This window comes from Micromonospora sp. DSM 43699 (assembly GCF_055517075.1).
This window is the reverse complement of the sequence record NZ_JBTMMT010000021.1, coordinates 34,152-56,739: the sequence shown is the minus strand read 5'-3', so window position 1 is coordinate 56,739 and position 22,588 is coordinate 34,152. Positions and strand designations below refer to the sequence as shown.

14 protein-coding genes and 2 tRNA genes are annotated in these 22,588 nt (G+C 72.5%); 3 read left to right on the top strand and 13 right to left on the bottom strand.

Annotation, left to right across the window (positions count from 1 at the left end; all coding sequences use genetic code 11):
• Positions 1 to 98: 98 nt before the first annotated feature.
• From AC0AIB_RS13675 to AC0AIB_RS13640, 8 genes are all read right to left on the bottom strand, one after another.
• Positions 99 to 761 (bottom strand): hypothetical protein, encoded by a 663-nt coding sequence (locus tag AC0AIB_RS13675; protein WP_465096778.1) that lies wholly within the window; start codon positions 759 to 761, stop codon positions 99 to 101.
• Positions 762 to 1,055: 294 nt separating this feature from the next.
• Positions 1,056 to 1,190, bottom strand: a complete 135-nt coding sequence (locus AC0AIB_RS13670; protein ID WP_465096777.1) for a hypothetical protein — start codon at positions 1,188 to 1,190, stop codon at positions 1,056 to 1,058.
• 337 nt (positions 1,191 to 1,527) lie between these two features.
• Complete coding sequence (locus AC0AIB_RS13665) at positions 1,528 to 2,307, bottom strand: hypothetical protein (protein ID WP_328343225.1); 780 nt, start codon at positions 2,305 to 2,307, stop codon at positions 1,528 to 1,530.
• A gap of 3 nt (positions 2,308 to 2,310) precedes the next feature.
• Positions 2,311 to 10,959 (bottom strand): WXG100-like domain-containing protein, encoded by an 8,649-nt coding sequence (locus tag AC0AIB_RS13660; RefSeq protein ID WP_465096776.1) that lies wholly within the window; start codon positions 10,957 to 10,959, stop codon positions 2,311 to 2,313.
• Positions 10,960 to 11,007: 48 nt separating this feature from the next.
• The gene (locus tag AC0AIB_RS13655; protein WP_328343222.1) at positions 11,008 to 11,379 is read right to left on the bottom strand and encodes a hypothetical protein; all 372 of its coding nucleotides are present in this window, start codon (positions 11,377 to 11,379) and stop codon (positions 11,008 to 11,010) included.
• Complete coding sequence (locus AC0AIB_RS13650) at positions 11,372 to 11,773, bottom strand: YbaB/EbfC family nucleoid-associated protein (RefSeq protein WP_328343220.1); 402 nt, start codon at positions 11,771 to 11,773, stop codon at positions 11,372 to 11,374. Before AC0AIB_RS13650 ends, AC0AIB_RS13655 begins: the two co-directional genes overlap by 8 nt.
• Positions 11,774 to 11,892: 119 nt before the next feature.
• Positions 11,893 to 12,183 carry a WXG100 family type VII secretion target gene (locus AC0AIB_RS13645; protein ID WP_328343218.1) on the bottom strand — a complete coding sequence of 97 codons (291 nt, stop codon included), beginning with the start codon at positions 12,181 to 12,183 and terminating at the stop codon, positions 11,893 to 11,895.
• A gap of 81 nt (positions 12,184 to 12,264) precedes the next feature.
• Positions 12,265 to 12,624: a WXG100 family type VII secretion target gene (locus AC0AIB_RS13640; RefSeq protein ID WP_328343216.1), complete on the bottom strand. Its 360-nt coding sequence runs from the start codon at positions 12,622 to 12,624 to the stop codon at positions 12,265 to 12,267.
• 251 nt (positions 12,625 to 12,875) lie between these two features.
• Between AC0AIB_RS13640 and AC0AIB_RS13635 the strand changes: the two genes are divergently transcribed.
• Complete coding sequence (locus AC0AIB_RS13635) at positions 12,876 to 13,931, top strand: hypothetical protein (protein WP_328343214.1); 1,056 nt, start codon at positions 12,876 to 12,878, stop codon at positions 13,929 to 13,931.
• Positions 13,932 to 13,946: 15 nt separating this feature from the next.
• Complete coding sequence (locus AC0AIB_RS13630) at positions 13,947 to 15,989, top strand: DNA polymerase III subunit gamma/tau domain-containing protein (RefSeq protein WP_465096775.1); 2,043 nt, start codon at positions 13,947 to 13,949, stop codon at positions 15,987 to 15,989.
• Between the two features lie 73 nt (positions 15,990 to 16,062).
• On the opposite strand, the gene AC0AIB_RS13625 is transcribed toward AC0AIB_RS13630, so the two are convergent.
• Positions 16,063 to 16,896: a phosphoribosylaminoimidazolesuccinocarboxamide synthase gene (locus AC0AIB_RS13625; protein ID WP_328343210.1), complete on the bottom strand. Its 834-nt coding sequence runs from the start codon at positions 16,894 to 16,896 to the stop codon at positions 16,063 to 16,065.
• A 146-nt stretch (positions 16,897 to 17,042) separates the two neighbouring features.
• Here AC0AIB_RS13625 and AC0AIB_RS13620 point away from each other — a divergent pair, with 146 nt between their 5' ends.
• The gene (locus AC0AIB_RS13620) at positions 17,043 to 18,374 is read left to right on the top strand and encodes an ABC transporter substrate-binding protein (RefSeq protein ID WP_465096774.1); all 1,332 of its coding nucleotides are present in this window, start codon (positions 17,043 to 17,045) and stop codon (positions 18,372 to 18,374) included.
• Positions 18,375 to 18,426: 52 nt separating this feature from the next.
• Here the strand turns inward: AC0AIB_RS13620 and AC0AIB_RS13615 are convergent, their stop codons facing one another.
• From AC0AIB_RS13615 to AC0AIB_RS13600, 4 genes are all read right to left on the bottom strand, one after another.
• Positions 18,427 to 18,696, bottom strand: coding sequence for a hypothetical protein (locus AC0AIB_RS13615; RefSeq protein ID WP_328343206.1), 270 nt, complete (start codon positions 18,694 to 18,696; stop codon positions 18,427 to 18,429).
• 145 nt (positions 18,697 to 18,841) lie between these two features.
• Positions 18,842 to 18,915, bottom strand: a tRNA-Met gene (locus AC0AIB_RS13610).
• 401 nt (positions 18,916 to 19,316) lie between these two features.
• Positions 19,317 to 19,390 (bottom strand) — tRNA-Met (locus tag AC0AIB_RS13605).
• Between the two features lie 191 nt (positions 19,391 to 19,581).
• Positions 19,582 to 22,578, bottom strand: coding sequence for a UPF0182 family membrane protein (locus tag AC0AIB_RS13600; protein ID WP_328343204.1), 2,997 nt, complete (start codon positions 22,576 to 22,578; stop codon positions 19,582 to 19,584).
• Positions 22,579 to 22,588: the final 10 nt, after the last annotated feature.

Here is a 22,588-nt window from a genome sequence, read left to right as displayed (position 1 = left end):
GTGTGCCCGGGCCCGGTCGTTGACGGGCGAGCTGCCCGCCGGGCCGTCGACCGGGGAGGGTCCTCCAGGCCGGTACGCGGCCTCCGCCGGCCGACGCGTCACGGCAGTGGACGCGCCACCCGCGCGGCGACGGCCTCCCGGTCCCAGCTCGCCGCCCGACCCGGCCCACCCGTCACCGTCCACCGGTGGACGTCCACAGCGGATCGGATCTCCAGCGGGTAACAGTTGTGCGAGAAGAACCGCAACGTCCAGTCCCCGTCGGCGGCCCGCTCGAACGTCGGCGGCGTGACCGCCGGGGCGTCCGGCACCGACAGCACGTCGGTGAAGTGGTCGGCGTCGCAGACCAGCCAGCCGGCGCGGGTGCCCTCGGTCGCCGAGAAGGGGCGCACCACCGGGCCGTCGATCTCCCACGCCGAGTACAGCTCACCGAGCAGCTCCGCGTACGCCAGCGGAGGCAGCCCGGCACCCACCCGGCGACCGAGGTCGGCCATCACCTCGGGCCGGTTGAGATGCAGCGTCTCGCCCGAGCCGGTGAAGACCAGGCCGTGGGACACGAAGATCGGTTGCCGCGCCGCCAGCACCCGGACCGCCTCGGCCACCCACTCCTCGTCGGCGACCGCCCACTGCGCCGGCCGGGCCAGATAGCGGAAGCGGGCGGTCCGCACGGTGACCGACGCCGGGCCGGTCCACGCCTGCTCGACGGGTTCACCGGGGTCCAGCACATACCGCTGGAGCGCCTCGGTCGTCCGCTCCGTGTCCACCAGCAACCTCCCCGTCACGGCCGTCGGCGCACGTCATCCTGCCACAGCCAGGCACCTGGCCGCCGTGCCGCGCACCGCCCGGCCGTACCCCGGATCAGGGTCGGTGGTCATCGCCACCGCCCCGCCGCCGCTGATCGTCGTTCAGCGCAGCGGCAGCCGGGTGCCCGCTGCCCGACGCGACCCCGACGCCGGGCTGTCCGGATCGCCGGTCACCTCCTGCGGGGGAGGACCTACCCCTGCCGCCCGTCGGCGAACGAAGCCGGCCGCACCCACCTGCCTGGTCAGGGGCCTCAGTCAGACGCGCCGGGGGTACGTCCGCCGGGCCTGCGCCAGCTGCTCGTACACCTCGGGTACGAACCGTCTCCGCCGCAACGGCCGGCGGCGGACGGCGAAGGTGTCCGCGAACGCCCGGGGATCGTCGCGGTGCACGGCGCGCAGGTGGACGTGCCCGTCCGGCGTGTTCGTCGATGTCGACTCGCTCCACCCGGACGTCGGCGCCGTCAGCGCCGAGGGTCAGCCAGAGCACCGGCACCGACAGTACCGACGACCAGCGGGTGGAGACCTCCGCGATCGTCCGCTCCGCGATCCGTAGGTAGTCAGACCGCACCGGGCGGGGTAGCTGCTCCAGTTTCCTCAGACTCGCGCTGTACACCGGCGAACTGTCGCCCCCGGGCGATGGCACGTCAACCAGAACGCGCTCGCTCCGGCTGTCAGTCACCCGCCGGGCACATCGAACGGCCCGGAGTGGGCCACGGTCACCGGAGCTTCAGCCCTCGGCGGTCGCCGCGCTGGCTCCGGGCGGCGGCCGGTGCCAGAGCAACGCGGCTCCGTCCAGCGCGGCCCGATGATAGGACGGCAGTACGTCCCCCAGCCAGTACACCTCCACCTGTGGAGCGGACTCGCCGTCGTCAGCCAGTGAGCCCTGGCCCTCGTACGCGAGATCCCAGGCCGGTGCACCGGGCGCCGCCTCCACGAGATACACCCGGCGCACGGCGGCATCCGGGGAAGGCCCGGTACGCCAGGTCCGCCAGATGCTCCGCACGCCCGGCTCCGTGGTGAGCGTCACCACCACCCCGTCGTCGGACGAGTCGGTGAGCCGGTCGGCTAGGTCGCGGAGGTGGCTCAACTCCGGCGGCAGGTCGGTGAGATCGTCAGGGTCACCGCCGGTGAGGTCGAGCCGAGGCGGCAACCGGCCTCCCGCCTCGGCGACGACGTCCGGCGACGCAGGCAGGAAGCGGAAAGCGACGGGTGACGGCGGATCGGCCGAGACCGGCACCTCCGAGTAGAGCTGCGGCTCGCCACCGGGCACGTCAAGAACCACCAGTATCCGGGCCAGCAACTCCCGGTCCGCCGGGATCAGCGGGACGGCAAGTTCCACCGTCGCCACGGACACGGCGTCCGGCAGGTATCTCAGGTCACCATTGCCGAGCAGTTCGCGGAACCGGCTGACCATCTCGTCGGGCATCCGCCCGGCGAGGCGCAGCAGCATTCGGTGCACGTCAGCGAAGAGCTGATCCGCCTCGTTCCACCCGTTCTCGTCCGTCACCGGTCAGTCCTCTTCCATCACGATGATCTCGCAGTTGTCCTGGAACTCGGCTGGAAGCTGGACCCGGATCTGCGCGGCCAGCTGCGGGTCCGACGTCCGGCGCACCCGGGAGCGAGGCGGGAAGACCGCCTCCTCGTCCGTGGCGAACGAGGAGAAGACCGCGATGTCCCTGGCCTGTTGGCCGCTCAACCGGTAGACGACCAGCACCTTACCGCCCGACGCCGGATTCTCGGACATGAACCGTACCGCGACATCGAGCCGCCGGCTGACGCTGAGGAACTCCCGCGCCATACCGGTGGGATGCCAGGAACTCCCGTAGATGGGCGAGTAGATCGGGGTGATCCAGTCCCCTCGGAACGCGATCAGCGGACGGTCCGGCCGGCCGACGGCAGGCAGTTGCATCATCGCGTCGTGGACCATGTCGGCGTGCCATACCACCTCGTCGAAGAGTCGAGGCAAGACAGCGTCGAGCCCTCGCCGGATCTGCTTCCACGACGTCGCGGCGTCCCGTTTGGCACGCTGCTTGTCGGCGCGTGCCTGCCGTTCGTCGTGCCGCTGCCCCAACCGGTGATGTTCGTCGATCCGGCGCTGGGCGTCGACCACCCGGCGGTGGGCGTCCACCCAGTCCCGGGCCGGGCCGGCCAACTCGGACCGGGCCGTCAGATGCCCGTCGCCGACGTGCACCACCGAGCGGAGCATCAGCGGCAGGGGCAACGCCTTGGAGCCAGCCGCCAGGTTCCCCAGGTAGCCGGCCACCAGTTCACGCACCTTGCGGTCAAAGAGTGCCCTGCTCGGCACCTCCCCGGCGGCGCCGGTGAACAGGTGTGCGCGGATCACGTTGTTGATCAGGTAGTGGCTGTGTCGGGTGTAGACGGCCAACGCCATCACGTGCGGCTTCGACAGCCGCTGACCGAGGCCCCGCACGGCGGCGGTGTCGGCCGGGTCGATGCCGTTGCGCCGCAGCCAGTCGGCGAGGTCGGCGTCACGCACCTGACCGCTGGCAAGTTGGGGCCACAGCCGGTCCGCGATCGCCGGGACCTTGTGCTGGGTCTCCGAGAAGCCGTGCGGGTCGACGGCATGGTCCAGGTAGCGGGCCTCGTGGGGGAAGAGCCCGTCGACCGCCACCTCGGCCCGCAGCGTGGGCAGGTCGACGTCGGGCAGACTGCGGTAGAGGTCCACCGCTGTGAAACGGCCGTCGGACGGGCGCAGTTCCACCCGCTGGATGCCGGCGATCTCCGCTCCGCGCAGGATCTCGAAGAGGGAGTGGTCCCGGGCCGGCAGCATCCAGCCCATCAGGCCGCTCAGGAACCGCTCGGCCCGCGGGCCGTCGAGCCCCACGAACCGCGCGGCGGTGAGCATCCGGGCGGTGGTGCCGGAGACACCGTCGATGACCGGGAAGCCGTCCCGGCCCACCCAGCGGGCCCACGGCCCGTGGTCGGTGTCGTGCGCGGTGACCCCCTCACGCCACGGCAGCAGGCCGTGGTCGCCGAGCGGATCGCCGGTCTTCTCCCTGTTCAGCTGGTCGACATAGGCCCGTTCGAGCCGACCGAGCGGAGTCCCCAGCCGGGCGTAGTGGTCGGGGGTGTTGGCCAGTGCCAACTGTTCCTCATCCGAGCGGGGCCTGCGGGGGGACTGGCTCGCCGTCATCTCGGTCAGGTCCCGGATGCCGTGCGCCGAACTCCTCGCCACGTTGCCGGTGGCGAAGAAGTCCCGGCCGAACTTCAGCCTGTCCCGCAGGGCGTCCGGCATCAGCCGGTTCACCGTACCGTCGAGCAGGCCCCCCATCCGACGGACGGCACCGACGTCGACGCCCGCGCCCTGCGCCTGCTCCCACCGCCCCTCGTCCAGCACCGACAGCAGCACATGGGACAGGGTGTGCGGATTCTTCCAGTTGCAGTAGGCGGCGTTGTAGAAGGCAGTCATCGTCTCGCGGAGATTGCCCTCGGCGAGCAGCCGGTCGAAGCTGACCGAGGTGCCGACCTGGCCGGCGCTGGCCGGCTCGTCGTCCCGGAAGAAGGCGCTCTCCACCCGGGCGACCACCTCGGCACGGGTCTCCCCGGGGTGCAGCGGATCGATCAGCTCGACCAGGATGTCCCGCATCCGGGTCAGCGCCGTCCGGACCGTGTCCAGCACCTCCGGGTCGCGGAAGTAGTGCGCCCCCAGCCGCTGCTCGAAGCGGGTCGCGCCGTCGGACCAGCGGGGGTCGTGCAGGAACCGCTCGAACTCGAACGGCACCCGACTGACCCGGGCCGGATAGGTCGCCGCCGCCAGGTCGGCGCGCATCGGTGCCGCCGGGTCGACCGCGTCCGGACGCACCGCGCTCAGCCCGTCGCCGTCCCGCCCGACCAGGGCTGTCCCGTCGTCCCGGGCCCGTCCCGGCAGGCCGGCGTCAGCGGACTTGCGGCCGGGTGGCCCCTCGTCGCGGGCGTGCCCCGGCTCGCCGTCGGCGGGTGGACGGGCCGGCTCGCCCGACGGGCCCGCCCGACCCAGCAGCGCGTCCCGGCCGGCGTCGCTGAGCCGCCCGTCGAGCAACGGCAGCCGGGCCGCCGCGCCGGGATCGTCCGGGTGCAGGCCGAGATGGTCGCGCAGGGCCCGCAGCTCGGTCCGGGCGTACGCCGCCTGCACCGGGTCGCGTAGCAGGTCGGTCAGCACCTCCACCTCGGCCAGCCGGCCCAGGTCGTGCGGGCTGAGCCCGGCGTCGTCGGCCAGCACCCCCGGGGTGAGGGCGTCCGGCGTGAACGGGTCCAGCCCGCCGGCCGCCCGCTGCCCGATCGCCTCCAGCTCGGCTGCCTCGTGGGCGACAGCCCGGGCCACGTTGACGTCGGTGGCCCGGTCGGACAGCTCGACCCGCCAACCGCCCCCGTCCGGCGGGACGGTGCCGTGCGGCAGGTCCCGGCCGTGCGCGTCGATCGGCACCGACCGGGCCACCGCGCCGTCGGGCAGGGCGTCCGCCGGGACGGCGGTCAGCTCCAGCCGTACGCCACGCAGCGTGCTGTCGGCCGGCAACCGGTCCACCACCTGGCGCAGGGCGTCGGCACCGAGCTGCCCGGCCAGTTCCGGCTCGGGCACTTCCCGGCCGTACCCGTGGAACTCGGCGTCGGGCACCCGGGCGGCGGTGACCGGCGGAGGGCCGCCCCCGCTGAGCAGGCTGTGGATCGCCGACGGGTCGGGCACCCGGGGCAGCCCCACGGTGTACGCCGACCGGGGGTGCAGCGGGCCGGTGTCGCTGATCCGCTTGACGCCCTTCCAGTCCGCGCCGAGCAGGGCCCGCTTGCCGATCCAGGAGGCGTCCCTCCCCTGGTGGTGGTCGCCCCAGCCGGCCTGGCTGATCTCGAACGGCGTCGGGTACCGGGTGCTGCCGAAGGAGTGCGTGCGGGCCCGGTCCAGGATCTCCCGCCCCGCCTCCCGCTGCCGGTTCGCCTCCCGCAGCACCTGGTCCGGGTCGGTGGTGCCGTAACGTTCCCGGAGCCGGTCGACGGCCACGAGGCCGTCGCCGGCGGTCGAGCGGCGGGCCAGCTCGATGTCGACGTCCACCTCGCAGAGTTCGCCCCGGAGCCGGTCGAGCACCCCGTCAGCCCGGTGTTCGGTGTTCGGTGCCCAGTCGAAGCCGTCGCGGGCCCACGCGTACCCGCCGATGGTGGACGCGGCGTGCACCTCGATCCGCTCCACGCCGGAGTACCGGTACCACTCGGTGAGGTGGCCGTTCCACTCCCGGGCGAAGCCCTGACCCTGGACCCGTTCGCTGAGCTTCAGCGAGACGTGTTCGACGAAGAGGCTGCCGTCGTGGTCGCGTTGGAAGGACCGCACCACCCGGCCGACGGGCACGCCGTCCGGGTCGTGCACGGTCGCCCGGACGACCACCTCGTTGCGGTGCACGCTGACGCTGTACGGGTCCGTCAGGTCCACCCGGATCCGCAGCCCGGCGAACTCGCGCCCGTCCAGCTGGTCGGCGAACTCGCGGCGGACCGCCTCGCCCCGGGCCCCGGCCTCCTCCCGGGTGGTGGGGATCAGCTCGTCGAGCGAGGGCCGCCGGTCCTCCTGCCGCCACGGCGGGTCGGACCAGATCTCGTCCTGGCGGGTCTGCTCCCGCCGGTCGGCCGGGGCCGCCCCGTCCGCCTCCGGTACCCGCTCCAGCTCGTGCACGGGGTAGCCACGCTGGGCGAGGTCGGTGTCGAGCCGGTTGAGTTCGTCGCGGAGCCGGACCTGGTCGATCGGGTCGGTGGCGGCCCGCAGCTCGTCGACGATGCAGCGCCGCTCGGTCAGCTTGAGCAGGGTCCGTGCGTCCGGGGTGGCTGGATCCGCCGCAACGCGTTCCGTGCCCGACGTCCATGCCGGCTGGTGCGGCTCCGGGACAGGCCAGCCGGGCGTCGTCGGTGCCGGTGTCCGGCCGGAGTGCTCCGGAGCCCGCTCCGGGACAGCCGGCCGGGGCGTCGTTCCGCCTTCTGGGGCGGCGGGGGCGGCGTCGGCCCCGCCGAGGAAGCCGGTGACCCGGCGCAGGGCCCGACCCAGCACACCGGCTCGACGCTCGGGCTCCGGCCGGACCGGCTGTCCGCCGTCGCGCGATGGCCCCCACTCGGCGAGCGGCGGTGCAGCCGCGTCGGCGCGGGGACGGGACGGGACGGCCGGCTGGTCACGGAGCGCGGGCAGCGACCGCCCCGACTGCTCCCGGCCGAGCAGGTTCTCCTTCGCCTTCTGCACCAGCTCGTGCACCTGCCCGGGCAACTCCGCGCCGGTCCTGGCCCGGTGCGCGGGAAAGTTGCTGCTGGGTGCGAGCTCCTGGCTGAGCGGCAACTCGTCGGCGGCCCGTGGGTAGGCGTCGGCGGGCCGTGCGTCGGCGGGCGGGGCGGCGGCGGGCGGGGCGGCGGCGGGCGGGGCGGCGTTCGGGTCGGCCGGTACCCGCTGCGCGACCAGCGTCGTCGTCTCCGCGCGCAACCGGGCCACCGCGGCGTCGATCTCCACCTGGCGGTGCGGCAGGTACGAGCCGTCCTCCTGCCGTACCGCAAGCTGGTCGCGGGCCCAGGCCCGGACCTGATCGGGGACGGCCGCGCCGTCGGCGAGCAGGCCGCGCACAGTGTCCGGGGTGAGCGGCCGGGGCGGTGCCGGGGCCGGGGCGGTGGCGTCGCGGAAGCTGATCGCGTCGGCGTCGAGCACCGGCGGGTCGGGCCGCGCCGGTGCCTCCAGCGCCGCCAGCGACGGCTCCCCCACCGTCCGCGCAGGCTCAGGCCGCGCAGGCTCAGGCCGCGCAGGCTCAGGCCGCGTCGGGCCGTCCGGCGTCGTCGTGGTGTCGCGCCCGGCTTCCGGTACGCCAGGAGTCGGTTCGTCGGGACGGTCGAGCACCTGGTGAATCTCCCGGTGCAGGGTGCGCCACGCGTCGCCGAGTTGCCGGTCGACGAAGGCCGTACGCGCGGACGGATCGGTCGGCAGGTGGTCCGGTAGCACGACACCGGCCGGCTCGCGCTGCACCCACTGCCCGTGCTCGACCGTCAGCCCGGGGCGCAGCACCACGGGTTGCCCGGGTGGCAGGGCGGAGTTGACCTGGAGCGCCACCTGGACGTGGAGCCCGTCCGGGTAGGCCACGGTGAGCAGCCGGGACGACTCGTCCCAGCTCGCCCGGTGCGGCTGGTCGACCGGTCCGGGTCCCCGCCCGGCCAGCAGCTCGCCGACGTGCCCGTCGAACGTGGACCGCACCGTCTCGGGCAGCGGGACCGACGGACCGATCGGCCGGGACTCGACCGGGACCAGCTTGAACGGGACGTGCCCGTCGCCGGGCGCTACGCCGCGTAGCTGCCCTTCCGGGGCCAGCGCGCCTCGCTGCGGTGGAACCGCAGGATCTTCACCAACACCGCCGCGTAGTTCCCGTCCTCCCGGCCGTCCGTCGGTCTCCCCTGGCCGGTGGCCTTCTGGATGACCAGCCGCCGGTCCATCGTCGGGTACCCGAAGGTGTATTCCACCTCCTGTCTGTCTTCCCGGACCAGTTCGAAGTCCAGCAGGATCGCCATCCGCACTCCTCTTGCTCCACGACGCGTCCAGGTCCTCACCGGCCCGTCCCGGCCGGATGCTCTCCCAGTTGTACCGGGCATTAGCCGCGTCGTGCGCTTCCCGGTAGGTGGCGTCCGGATGTACGAGCAGGTAGTTCGCCTCGGTCAGCTCGTGTTCGAGCAGGACGAGATCCTCGGGCAGGTGTCGGCCCTCACGGAGCCGGATCCACGCCTCGGCGATGTCCGGGTTGGCGTCGAAGCGCGCCCGACGGTGTCCGCCCTCGTAGTCGTCGAGCAGGTGCTCGTCCGCCATCAGGTGTCGTTTGACCTGCCGCACCTCGCCTGGTGAGAAGCCGACCGCACCGCTGGGGCGTGGGGTGTCCGCGAGGTGCCCCGCGATGTCCGGCAGATCGTGGTCGTCGGCCCGGAACCGGTCGTACGCCCGTTCCGCCCAGTCCCAGGCCCGCACCTCGTCGCGGGGGCGGATCGACGCACCGGTCTGGGCGTCCCGGTCATCCGGCGCGGTCCGGTCCTCGGTCGTACGGTCGGGAACGGGGCCGTCGTCCGGGCGGGGCGGCTCGGGCCGGCCGGGCCCGTCCGCCCGGGTGACCGGACCGCTCGGTGCACGGTCGGCGTCGGGTGCGGAGGGTCCGGCCGGGTCGGTCCGCTCGGCGACAACCCCGCCCCGGATCACCCGCCCGCCGTCGGGGTGCGGGGCCGCCGGATCGGTCCTGGTGGCACCGGTCGGCGGGGCGTCGTCCCGCACGGGCACCGGCGGCTCGGCACGGGTGTGCACCGGCGGTGGCCCGTCGCCGGGACCGTGGCGGACCGGCCCGGCGGTGCGCACCCCCGCCTCCGGGGTGCGTACCGGCGTCGGGTGGGCGGGCTGGCGCGGACCACCGCCACCGTCCCCACCGCCCGCACCACCCATCAGGTGGGTGCGCTGCGGAAGGTCGGCCGGGGGCAGCGCGGCCACCGGCGGGTGGGTGGTACGCGGACCACCGGGAGCGGTCACGTCGCCGGCGACCACGGTGGGGTCGGGCGACCGGACCCGGTCGCGGGCGAGCACACTGCCGTCGGCGGCGATCGCGCCGCCGTCCACCCGCTGGCCGCTCGCGTCGACGTGTTCCCAGACCGCGCCGCGCTCGCTGTAGGTGACCCGCAGCCCGTCGGCCCGGTCGACGGCGGCCATCCCCTCGGGGAGCACCATCACGTCCCGGCCGATCCGCAGGTCCATCCCGCCGACCCGGACCGTCTCCAGTTTGTTCTGCGCGCCGAAGATGGCGCCGGCCTTGGCGCCCTCCGCCACGCCGTGCAGCATGTTCTGCAGGTCGAACCGGCCCTGCGCGGCGTCCGTCGCGCCGGTCACCAGCCCGCCGGCGAGCCCACCGCCGATGACGTGGCCGGGGACGCCGCCGAACATCGACGCACCGAAGAGCCCGCCCTGTGCGGTGGAGATGCCGAGCTGGCCGAGGTCGAGGCCGGCCCGCTCACCGCCGGCGATCTGGTACAGCTGACCCAGCAGGTCACCACCGCCCATGAAGGCCGCGCCGAACGCCACCCGCTGGCCCAGGTACTTCGTCAGCTCCCGGCCGAAGGTGGTGGTGGCGATCTCTCGGGTCGCGTACTGGCTCAGGGTGGCCCGGCTGAGCTGCTCGAACGCCTCGGTACCGGCGAGCCGTACCCCGCCCCGGGCGGCGAGGTCGGTGCCGACCCGGGCACCGAACTGACGCAGCAGCTGTTCCTCGATCTCCCGGGCGAGCTGGTTGCGGGCGGCGAGCAGGCTCCGCCCGGCCAGCCGCCGGGACTCCAGCCCGGCCTCCCGGCCGAGCTGGCGCAGCAGCTCCCGGTTGGTGACGCCGCGCAGCCACTGACCGGCCATCCGGTCGGCGACCGACCGGGCGACGACGTTACGCGGCAGTACGCCCCGGGCCAGGTTGCCGGCGCCCTGCCGGGTCAACGTCGGCAGGGTCTGCCGGACGAAGGCAGGGACCTGGGTACGCGCGAAGCGCGGCAACTGGGTGGTGACCAGCCGGGGCACCTGGGTACGGACCAGATTCGGCAGCTGGGTACGCACCAGCGTCGGCAGCGTACGGGTCAGCAGCGCGGTCACCTCGGCGAGGGCCGCGCGGACGGAGATGCTGCCGATCGCCCGTACCGCGTTGGTGGCGGCGGCGCCGATCGCGGCCCGGCAGGCGGCGAACGCCCCCGGGATACCGGCGGTGGACAGGCCGAGCGACGGTATGGCGGCGGCGACCAGCATGAACAGCGAGACGGCGAGCATGATCAGGCCGATCAGGGCCATGAACTTCATCAGCTCGATCTGGAGGCCGAAGCTATGCACCGCCTCCTCCATGGAGGCGAGCGTGTCCACCGTGCCGGCGAGCGACTCCAGGTAGGACAGCCACTCCCGGGTGAACGCCTCGGCGGCCCCGTCGCCGAGCCAGTTCTCCATGATGCCGTCGGCGGCGTGCACGGCCTCCTCGTAGAAGGAGGCGAGTTCCTGCGCGGCGGTGCCCCAGGCGTCGGAGAGCTCGTAGACGGCGTCGACGTCCGACTCGGGGATCTTGCCGATGAGGATCTCACCGACGGTGGACCGGACGCCGGGGATGGCGGCTTCGAGGTCGGAGAACCACTCCAGGATCTCGGCGAGGGCGTGGTCACTCTCGCTCACGCGGAGCCCTCCCCGACACCGCTGTCACCCACGGCCGTTCCCCGCACGTCAGCGCCGGCCACCACCGGCCCGGTCGATGTCGGTGGCGTTGTCGTCGTCGGTGCCTGTGTAACTCCACATCGCGTCGGCGACGTACTTGCCGAGCTGGTCCATCGCCTTGCCGAGCTTGGGCACGCTCTCCTTGACGGCCTCGTTCATCTGCTGACCGCCGCCGGCCCCCTCGACCGGCTTGTGGTAAGTCTTGAGGAACTCCTCGGTGAACTCGTCGCGCGGCAGCGTCCCCGGCGCGGACTCCAGACCACTTATCGCGCCGAGCCTGCAGTTCATCGTGCTGGCGAGCGACTGCCCGCTGGCCCGCAGCCGGTTGGCGATGCCCAGGATGTCGGCGACGCTCGTCCTGATCTCGACGAAGCTACTCATCGTCGTCCCCCTTCAGGCGTACGTCGGCGTCGTGGCTGTGCAGCAGCTTCTCCAACTGGGCGCCGCCGGGTGCCAGCCGCCGCAGGTCGGGCGCGAGGCTGCCGTCGAGGATCTCCTTGGACTGCTCGGCGGCGTCCTCCACGGCGAGGCGGACGGTCGCCACGATGGTGGCGGCCAGCGCCTTCGAGTTGGGGTTCCGGAACACCCGTGGGTCTATGTCCAGCTCCAGCAGGTGCCCGCGAGGGCCGACGACCGCCTTGACGGTACGGTCGTCCGACCAGGCCGTGCCGGTCACCCGGAGCATCCGGCGCTGCACCTCGTCCATTCCGGACCAGGCCTTCCTGAGGTCACCGATCATGGCGGTCAGCGCGCCGAAGTTCGGTCGTTCCTCCATCGCCACTCCCCCCAGGGTCGCCCGACGGCAGCCTAACCGGGTGCCACGACACCGGCTGCCCTGCCGGCGGCGCGGCCGGTCCGGCACCCCCACCGTGACGGGGACGCCGGACCGGACCGTCACATACCGGCGGCGATCTGCTGGTCGATCTGCTGCATCCGTTCCGCCGAGGCTCCGAGCTTGACGCCGACGCGGGACAGCGCTTCCTTGATCTCGGTGGCGCCCTGGTTCCACTTCTGCCGGGCCTCGTCGCACGCCTGGCCCGCCGAGCCCTGCCAGTCCGCCGCGAAGAGCTGGGTGAACTGGGTGTACAGCTCCTGGAGACTGCCGTCCATCTGGCCCTGGTATGTGCCGATGGCGGTGGCCACATCGGAGATCTCGCCGAAGTTGTAGGTGATGGGACTGCTCACGGAAGGTCACCTTTCGCTGGTCTCGGCGGCGTCAGCCGCGCAGGATACCGGCGGCGTCAGCCGCGCAGGATACCGGCGGCGTCAGCCGCGCAGGATGCTCATCACGTCGGCGTTGCCGGTCTCGGCGGCGGCCTGGCGGATCTCGGTCGCGGCGTCGTCGTCGTTCATGCCGTACTGCGTGGCCGCGCTGGTCATCTTGCCGGACAGCTCGTCGAGTGCCGAGATGATCTTCTTCAGCCCGTCGTTGAGCTGCACGGAGACGTCCTGAAGCGCGTTGTTCGCCGAGCCGCGCATGCCGCCACCGCCCAGGGTCTGCACCCGATCGATGAGCTGCGCCATGCCCTGCGCGAGGCCCGCACCGGTGTCGTTGCAGCGCTGTGCCATCTGGTTCAGCTGTTCCTGGGTGGCGTGGACCTGACCCAGTCCGGGAGTGTTGGTCAAGGTGGACTCACCCGCTCCTCTGCTTGCGCCCCCCGGTCAGGGAAGCGTCCCCTTGATGTGGTGGTGGCCGTCGTGGCCGATGCTGACGGTAGCGTCCCGCATCGAATCGGGCCACCTCACTCCGTCCGAAGTGGCTGGTCGGACGGCCGGTCCGGCGATACCGGGTCCCGGTGGTGGTCGGCAGCGGTTAGGCTCGGGACGATCTCCGGCAACACTCGGGCGGGGGCCCGCCGCACCAGGGGGAGGGTTCGGTGGCGGAGGACGACGGCAGCGCGGGCGGCACCAACCCCTACCAGCAGCAGACCGACCAGAACACCTGCACGGACTGGCTCGCCGATCAGAAACCCGTCGACGTCGATCCCGACGGGCTGGTCGACTACGGCAGGAACATGGTCACCATCCAGGAGAACCTGCGGGGCCACAGCGGCCGGCTGAGTCAGCTCGGCCAGCTGCCGCAGAGCGCCTGGGACAACAACGCGCTGCCGGAGGGCACCTACATCCGCCGCCAGCTCACCCTGAACTACGGCGAGTTCCAGCAGTACCTCACCTATCTCGGCACCGCGCTGACCAACATCGGCATGGCCGCGCAGACGGTGGCCGATGCCTACGCCAACACCGACGGCTGGTCGGCGGCCTCGCTGGACGCTGTCCGGTTCGCCTTCGGCGACGCCGACGCGCCGCGCCCCGCCGGGCTGCCCCCGTTCGTCTCCGGCAAGACCTGGTGGGACCAGTACTTCGAGACGCTGTCGAGCGGGCAGGCCACCACCGCGCCGGCGGAGGAGGACTTCGTCGACCAGGGCCAACGGGTCGACCCGGACGGCAGTGTGACCAGTACGGCGATCGCACCGGACGGCACGGTGAAGACGATCACCCAGCAGACGCTCCCTGGTGGCGTGGGCACGATCGTCACCATGACCACGACCGACGTCGACGGCAAGGTGCTCGCCACCAGCACCAGCCGGACGACCACGGTGGTCAGCGGCAACTCGACGGTGGTCACCACCACGACCACCGACGCCGAGGGCCGGCGCACGGGCGGCAGCCGGGAGACGACGTCGTACGACGCCGACGGAGGTCGCACGGTGACAAGCGAACAACTCGACGCCAAGGAGCAGCCGACCTCGAAGCGGGTCGACGAGCAGCACGCCGACGGGACGCGGACGCTCACCACGACCGACGGCAAGGGGCAGGTCACCGAGGAGCTGCACATCGGTCAGGACACCGAGGGCGTGCCGACGAGCGAACTCTCCAACTCCCCGACCAGGCAGGCGCTGGACGAGATCAAGCGGCACGACTACGGCATCTGAGCCCGGGAGGACACCATGGCCGACTACTGGGACGCCCGTGCGACGTACGCCTCCGGTGGCCCGCGCGGCGAGGGCACCCGGTACGTCATGCCGCCGGAGAACCCGGACCTGACGTTCACCCCGGCTCCGGGCGGCGAGGGTGGGGCCACCATCGAGGCGGTCCGCCAGCAGGTGCTGGGCCAGCACCCGGAGGACATCTCGGCGCTGGCCGACCAGTGGCAGAACGCCTACAACCTCTTGCAGGGCATCCACCAGCAGCTGCTGTCCGCCAGCCGGACCCTGCACGACGAGCACTGGAAGTCGCCGCAGGCCCGCGACGCGTTCCTGAAGGCCGGGCCGGGCAAGACGCTGGCCTACCTCGACGAGTGGATGGACGCGGCCCAGCACAACGTGACCGCGCTGCGGGCGATGGTCGGCATCGCCCGGGACTCCCGCACGGAGATGGACCGGCTCTGGACGGAATACGAGAACGCGATCGACGACGCGAAGAACTCCGACGGCTGGACGCAGTTCTCCGAGGGCTTCAAGCAGGGCTTCACCCTCGGCCTGTACGACGGCGAGAAGGGCATCCAGGCGGCCGAGGCCGAGGCGGTGCAGGAGAAGCAGCAGGAGTACAACCGCCGGGCGCAGGAGCTGGCCGAACGCACCGCCAACGAGTACTTCGGCACGTTGAGCAAGGTCAGCGGCGGGCACGGGCCACCGTTCTTCCCGATGGACGCGGTGCTCAACCCGGTCGGTCATCCGCCGTGGCGCGGTCCGGTCGGTACGCCGCCGCCCGGCGTACGCCCGCCCGGGACCGGGGCGAACCGGCCCCCGGCGTCGGTCCGGCCGGTACCCCGGCCCACGCCGGGCGACCCGGACCAGTTGGCCCGGCAGGTGCTGGCCACCCTGCGACCGCCACCGGGCACCGAGACCGGCCCGCCGGCCCCGGCACCCGCCACCGTCGACCGGCCGGGTCCCGCCGTGGCCCGGCCGCCGGTGGTGCCGCCGCCGCTGGCCGCGCCGCCACCCGGGCTGCCCACCGGCGCACCCGGCCTGAGCGGCGCGCACGTCAATGCCCCCGGCGCGGGTCGGGCCGGGCTGACCCGACCGCCGGGCCTGGACGGGCTCACCGGTGAGCGTGGCGGGTTACGCAGCGGGGTGCTGCGCGGCGGTGTCGGCGCACCATCGGTCACCGAGCCACCCCAGGCATCGCTGCGTTCCCCCGGCGCGAACGCCACCCCGCCACCGACCGGCGGCCGGGCCGCGCCCCCGAACGGGCTGCGTGGTCCCGGTTCCTCCTCGACGGCGGCACCACCGTCCGGTGCGCGCGGCACCGGCGGTACCCCGACGGCCGGGGCGTCGCACTCGCCGGGCACCCGCCGGCCGGGCACCGAGGAGGGGACGGACCAGGCGCGACGCGGGTCCGTCCGCCCGGGTGCCGGTGACGAGGACCTGTTCGGCCGCCCGGCCGGGGAGACCACCGCACCGGTGTTGCAGAACCGTCGTCCGGACGGGCGGCGCGCGACCGGTGGCGGCACCCGGGCCGGCGGTGAGCGGGCCGGCGGTGAGCGGGCCGGCGACGCTACGACGCCGACCCGGCCGGGCACCGCCCCGCCCGTGCTGGGCAGCCCGGCCAGGAGTGTCGGTACGCCCGGGACGGCCCGGCCGAAGCGACGTGACCGGGCCGACGTGGCACGCCCGGCGGCACCGGGCGACGAGTGGCTGGGCGACGAGCGGTCGGCGGTGACCGCGCCGGTGCTGGACGGGCCAGCCGCGCCACTGTCCGGCGGGCGGGTGTCCCGGTTGGAGGAGGTGCCGGGCGCACTACGCGGTCGGGCACCGGCCGAGCCGACCACCCGGCCGGCGCGCGGTGGGCAGCCGGTGCCGCCGGAGCTGAGCCCCCGACGGACCACCGCCGCGAGGCGCGACGACCGGGGCGAGCGCCACGACGGTTCGGAGATCGTCACCGACGAGCAGGCGTTCAGCGTGGAGACGCCAGGTGGCGGTGTCCTCGGCAAGCAGGCCGAGGACCGCTCCTACCGGGCCGAACCGAAGACCGCCCTCGGCGGCGGCTGAGCCCTTCCCGGCCGGTCCCGCAGGGGCCGGCCGGGCAGCGCGATCCCGCAGGGGCCGGCCGGGCAGCGGCGGGTCAGGCCCAGCGTTCGCCGGTCAGCCGCTCGTAGACATCGACGTAGCGGGCCCGGGTCGCCTCGACCACCTCGGCCGGGACCTCGGGAGCGGGGGCCTGCTTGTCCCAGCCGCTGCCGGTCGCCCAGTCCCGGACGTACTGCTTGTCGTAGGAGAACTGGGTGCGACCCGGCTGGTACGACTCGGCGGGCCAGTAGCGCGACGAATCGGAGGTGAGAACCTCGTCGCCGAGCGTGAGGGTGCCGTCCGGCGCCCAGCCCAGTTCGATCTTGGTGTCGGCGACCAGGATGCCCCGGTCGGCGGCGAGTTCCGCGCCCCGCCGGTAGACGTCGAGGGTGATCTGGCGCAGCCGCTCGGCGGTCTCCGCGCCCACCTTGTCCACCACCTCGGCGAAGGTGATCGGCTCGTCGTGCTCCCCCGCTGGCGCCTTGGTCGACGGGGTGAAGATCGGCTCCGGCAGGATCGACGCCTCGACCAGGCCACGCGGCAGCGGTACGCCGGACACCGCGCCGGTGCGCTCGTACTCCTTGAGGCCGCCGCCGGTGAGGTAGCCGCGGGCGACGCACTCGACGGGCACCATGTCCAGCCGGCGGCAGCGGATGGCCCGACCGGCGAACTCGGCGGGCACCTCGGTGGCCGAGACCACGTGGTGCGGCACCAGGTCGGCGAGCTGCGCGAACCACCAGAGCGACAGGGCGGTGAGCAACCGCCCCTTGTCCGGGATCGGGGTGGGTAGCACCACGTCGTAGACGGAGATCCGGTCGGAGGCGACCAGGATCAGGTCGTCACCGTCGGTGTAGACGTCCCGGACCTTGCCCGAGTGCAGAAGTTCCACGCGCCCTAGTACACCACGGGTGCCGCGTCGGCCGGTGCGCCCACCCGGGCGACCGGCGTACGGCGGGCCGACCGGCCGTTGACACCCACCCGCGCCACCTGCGTGAATGATCCGGCTACCGGCTCACCCGTCCCCAGGAGCACCCGTTGTCCGCTGCGCGTCCCCCGCTCCCCCGACCCGGAGTCGACCCGGCCCGGCGGCGGCTGCTCGGCGGGCTGCTCGGTCTGCCGGTGCTGGCCGTCGGCGGGCTCAGCGGGTGCGGCATCGACGAGGAGTCGTCGGTGCGGGACGGCCCGGTGGAGTTGTCGGTCTTCTGGTACGGCGGCACCAAGCGGGCGGAGGCCACCGAACGGGCCCTGCGGCTGTATTCGGCACGCAATCCGCTTGTCACCTTCCGGGTGACCTGGCAGGGGCAGGGCGGCTACTACGACCGGCTCGCCACCCAGGCCGGCGGCGGCAACGTGCCCGACCTGTTCCAGATCGACGACTCGATGCTCGGCGAGTACGCCCAGCGCGGCATCGTCCTGGACCTCGGCGGATACGTAGACGACGGCCGGATCAACCTGAACACCCTGCCGCCCGGCCTGGCGGACTACGGCAAGGTCGACGGCCGGGTCTACGGCGTCCCGGCCGCACAGACCCACGCCGCCGTGGTGTTCAACCGGGACCTGCTCCGTCGGCTCGGTGCCCCCGAACCGACCACCTCGATGACCTGGGCCGACTATCTGAGCTGGGCCGCCGGGGTGACCCGGGCCAGCCGTGGCCGGGTCGCCGGCTCCATGGACCCGTCCGGGGACCACCGGGCGCTGTGGCTCTGGCTACGCGGGTTGGGCACCAAGTTCTACCAGGGACGTCAGTTGGGTTTCGGCTCGGCGGCGCTGCTGGACTGGTTCGAGTTCTGGGAGCGGGCCCGCAGCCAACGGGCCACCCCGGCCGCCGCCCTGGTCGACCGGGCCGACGGCGGCGAGCCGGCCCGGCAGCTGGTGGTCACCGGGCACACTGCCGCTTCGTTCGCCTGGTCACACCAGTTTCCCGAACTCCAGCGCTATTCCGAGGACGAGTTGGCCCTGGTCGGCTTCCCCGGCCCCCGGGCCGCCCAGTGGGACCGGGCGTCGATGTACTGGGCCGGGTTCCGGGGCACCCGCCATGCCGGGGTGGTGGCCAACGTGGTCAACTTCCTCACCAGCAGCGTGGAGGTGGGCCGGCTCCTCGGCACCGAGCGCGGCCTGCCGGCCAGCCTGACGGTACGACAGGCGGTCGTCCAGACCCTCGACGATCCGCCGGCCGAGCGGGTCGCCGCCCTCGGTGAGGCGCTGCACCAGCAGGTCGGTCCGGCGCCCGCGCCACCCCCGAAGGGGCACAGCGAGGTGCGTGCCCTGCTCGCCGAGTCGGCCCGGAGCATCCGCGCGGGACGCTCCGGGGCGCGAGCGGCGACGGCGCAGTTCATGGCCCGCGCCCAGGCCGCCCTGGCCCGGTGACGGACCAGGGCGCTACCCGACAACGGGCCGAGGCAGCGCCCCGGTCACGGGGTCAGCGGGGCGGGCGGCTGCGCCGGTTCCGCATCAGCAGGACGACCAGCAGGACGATGCCGCCGACCACCACCAGGCAGCAGAGCAGCCCGAAGACGCCGAAGCCACCGCCCCTGGACCGGCGACGGGCGGCCTCCACCACCAGCTCACCGGTGCCTGTGGACGCCCACGCGGCAACCGGTACGAAGACCGAGAGAACCACCGCGCCGAGCACCGCGCTCAGCCGGCCCCACCACTTGGTGGCAGTTGACTTGTTGATCCCAGTAGACATGCCCTCATCCTGACCGAGAGGAGCAAGTCCGGCACCCCGAAGCACACACCGGCCCGCCCCGCCCCCGACCCAGCGCCGACGGGCACGACCGACGGGCACAGACGAAGAGAGGCCCCGGAGACGAACTCCGGGACCTCTCGAACAGTAGCGGGGACAGGATTTGAACCTGCGACCTCTGGGTTATGAGCCCAGCGAGCTACCGAGCTGCTCCACCCCGCGTCGGCTAGATAAGCCTAACCCATCCTCCAGACGGAGATCCACCGCCCCCTCGATCCACCATCTACCCAGCTCAACAAGGCCCCGCAGCCCAACACGGTCCCCGCAGCCTTCCGGCGCAATGTGGCCACGACAGCCACACCCCACCCACAGCGCTATACGCGCAACCGGCAACCGGCAACCGGCAACCGGCAACCGGCAACAAGATCGGATTGCATTCAGAGAGACGACACGCCGAGGAAAGTGCTCGAAAATGCTATTTGATCATGGAGCAACCGGTTCCAGACGGGCGTGACACGCCCGGGAGCATTCTGCACACGCTCGGGAACCAGCAGGAGAACGCGGAGAACCAGCAGGAGAAAATCGAAAGGCCCCGGAGAAGAACTCCGGGGCCTTTCGAACAGTAGCGGGGACAGGATTTGAACCTGCGACCTCTGGGTTATGAGCCCAGCGAGCTACCGAGCTGCTCCACCCCGCGTCGCCTGGTTAACCGTAGCGCACCGACCCCCGCGCCCGCAAAACGGGCCCGGGATGCCCGGCACGCCTCCCCGGCACCCCACCGGGACACGGTCGGCGGTACCCACAGGTTGGTGCTGTGAACAGCCGAAAAGCCGACGGGGCCACGATCCCCACTCGGATCGTGGCCCCGTCGACGCGGGAGCGGGCGGGTCAGCCGCCGGCGGACGGTGACGCGGGCGGGTTGCCGCTGGGCGGGGCGGCCGGATTGCCCTGCTGGGCCTGCTGGAAGGCGGTGATCGCCTCGTCCAGCGCCTTCAGGGCCCGGCCGTACCGCTCGAAGTCGCCGGACGCCTGGGCGGCCTTGACCTCGGCGATCGCCGTCTGGACCCGCTGCGCTGCGGCGGCCAGGTCACCGCTGGGCGGCGGGTTGCTCGCCCCGGGCGAGGCCGTGGGCGATGCCGACGGTGACGGCGACGGTGACGGCGACGGCGGCGTCCCACCGCTCGACGGCGGCGGGGTGCTCCCCTGCCCGGCCCGTTTGCCCTGCTCGACGAGCTGTTTGATGCCGTCGGCGACGTTGTTGGCAAGCACCACGTACGAGCCGCCGTCGCCGTACGACAGGAGCACCTTCTGCAGCAGCGGGTACGCGTCCTGCTGGTTGCTCTTGACGTAGACCGGCTCGACGTAGAGCATCCCGTCGGCGAACGGCAACGACAGGAGGTTGCCGTACTGCACCTGCGCCTGGTTGGAGGAGAGCAGGTTCAGCTCGGTCCGGATGGTGGCGTTGTTGGTCATCTGCTGGTGCACCTGCACCGGGCCGGAGATCCGGGTCTGATCCGGCAGCTCCAGCACCTCCAGCTTCGGCTGCCCGTCGACGTACGACCCGGAGATCAGCGCGGCGAGGTTCTGCCGACCGTTCGGGGTGACCGCCGAGGTGAGCTGGAACCGTGGGGCGTCCTGGTTGGGGAACTGGGTGAACAGGTAGTACGGCGGCTGCTTCTGCCCGCTGTCCGGCGCGTCCGGCACGTTCGGCACCTGCCAGAAGTCCTGGCCGGAGTAGAAGTCGCCGGGGTTGGTGACGTGGAACTTGGTGAGCAGGTTGCGCTGCACCTTGAACATGTCGGCCGGGTAGCGGAAGTGCTCGGCCAGGTCGGCCGGGATCGCGGTCTTCGGCAGCACCAGGTCGCCACCGAACGCCTTGTTCCACGCCTTGAGCACCGGGTCGGTGTCGTCGAACTCGTAGAGCCGGACCGTGCCGTCGTACGCGTCGACGGTGGCCTTCACCGAGTTGCGCATGTAGTTGACGTTCTCCCGGGCCAGCTGGAAGGTGCCCCGGTTGGTCAGCTCGTCGGTGGTCTCCTGTTGGAGGTTGATCCGCTCGGCGTACGGATAGGTCGCCGCCGTGGTGTAGCCGTCGATGATCCACTGGACCTTGCCGCCCACCACCGCCGGGTACGGGTCGCCGTCCAGGGTGAGGAACGGGGCGACCTTCTCCACCCGGTCCCGGGGGTTGCGCACGTACAGCAGCTTGGAGTTCTCGTTGACCGCCTCGGAGAGCAGGAAGTTCGTCTCCTGCTCCTTGATCGAGTAGAGCAGCCGCCTGGTGAACGAGCCGATCTCGACGCCACCCTCACCGGTGTAGGTGTAGTACTGCTCGCCCCCGGTGGTCGGGGTGGGCCTGTCGAACTCGGCGTTCTTACCCTCCTCGGTCTGACCGACGATGGCGTAGTCGTCGGCCTGCATCCGCTCGCCGTAGTAGATCCGCGGCTGGCTGGCCGGGATCTGCTCGGTCTGCGAGGAGCACGCCTCCTGTGCCTTCTCGCCGAGGAAGCCGGAGACGAAGTACGGCTGCCCACCGCAGACCACCTGGTTGGCCGGGGCCCCGACCAGGCCGTAGCCGTGGGTGTAGACGGTGTGCCGGTTGATCCAGTTGTTCTGCTGGTCGGTCAGCTCGCCGTAGTTGATCTCACGAACCCCGACCACGTAGTCGGAGGTCTTGTTCTGCACCGCGTACCTGTCGATGTCCAGCTTGGGGCCGAAGTCGTAGAACCCCCGGACCTGCTGGAGCTGGGTGTACGTCTCGGAGACCAGCTGCGGGTCGAGCAGCCGGACGTTCGGCACCACCGAGGTGTCGGTGGCCAGGCTGGCCGGTGGCACCAGGTTGCTGGCCGCGTACCCCTTGGTCTGCACCTCGGCTATGTCGTACGCGGCGCGGGTGGCGTCGATGCTGCGCTGGATGTACGGGGCCTCCTTGTCCCGGGCGCTCGGCTTGACCTCGAAGGTCTGCACCGCCCACGGGTAGATGCCACCGATCGCGACGGCGGAGACCCCGAGCAGGGCCAGCGAGATGCCCGGCCAGACCAGGTTCCGCATCACCGCGTTGGAGAAGACGATGATGGCGATGGCCACCACCACCGAGATGTACGCCAGGATCTCCTTCGCCGGCAGCAGCGCGTTGACGTCGGCGTAGCCCGCGCCGTACAGCTTGGCGCCCTCGTTGTACTCCAGCAGCATGGCCCGCCGGTCCAGCACGTACGCGACGGCCTTGAGCAGGACGAAGACCGCGACCAGCGTGCTCAGGTGGGCGCGGGCGGCGCCTGTCATCCGGTCGCCGACGCCCTGCAGGCGTACCCCGCCGAAGATGTAGTGCACGGCCAACACGCCGATCAGGGCCAGCACCACTGCGGTGAAACCGACCCCGAGCAGGTAGCGCCAGAACGGCAGCTGGAAGACGTAGAAGCCGACGTCGATGCCGAACTCCGGGTCCTTGACACCGAAGTCGCCGCCGTTGCGGAACAGCAGCCACTGGGGCCAGCGGCCCTGCGCGGAGAGCCCGGCGAACAGGCCGAGCACCACGGCGGTCAGGCTGATCCAGCTGCCGATCCGGGGCGCGAGCAGCATCCGGTACCGCTCCAGGGTGGCCTGCTCCAGCGAGTGCGGGCGCAGCTTCGGCCGCAGCCGGTAGGCCAACCACAGGTTTCCGCCCACGAACGCGGCCAGGCCCAGCCCGACGGCGAGGAAGAGCAGCACCCGGGTCAGCAGCACGCCGGTGAAGACCTGGGTGTAGCGGACCTCGTCGAACCAGAGCCAGTCGGTCCACGCCTGCACCCCCCAGCCCAGCAGGGTGAACAGGAGGAACACCCCGACCAGGACCCCGATGGTGACGCGTCCGCGCCGACTCATCCTCGGCAGGGGGCTGCTACGCATGACCACTGTT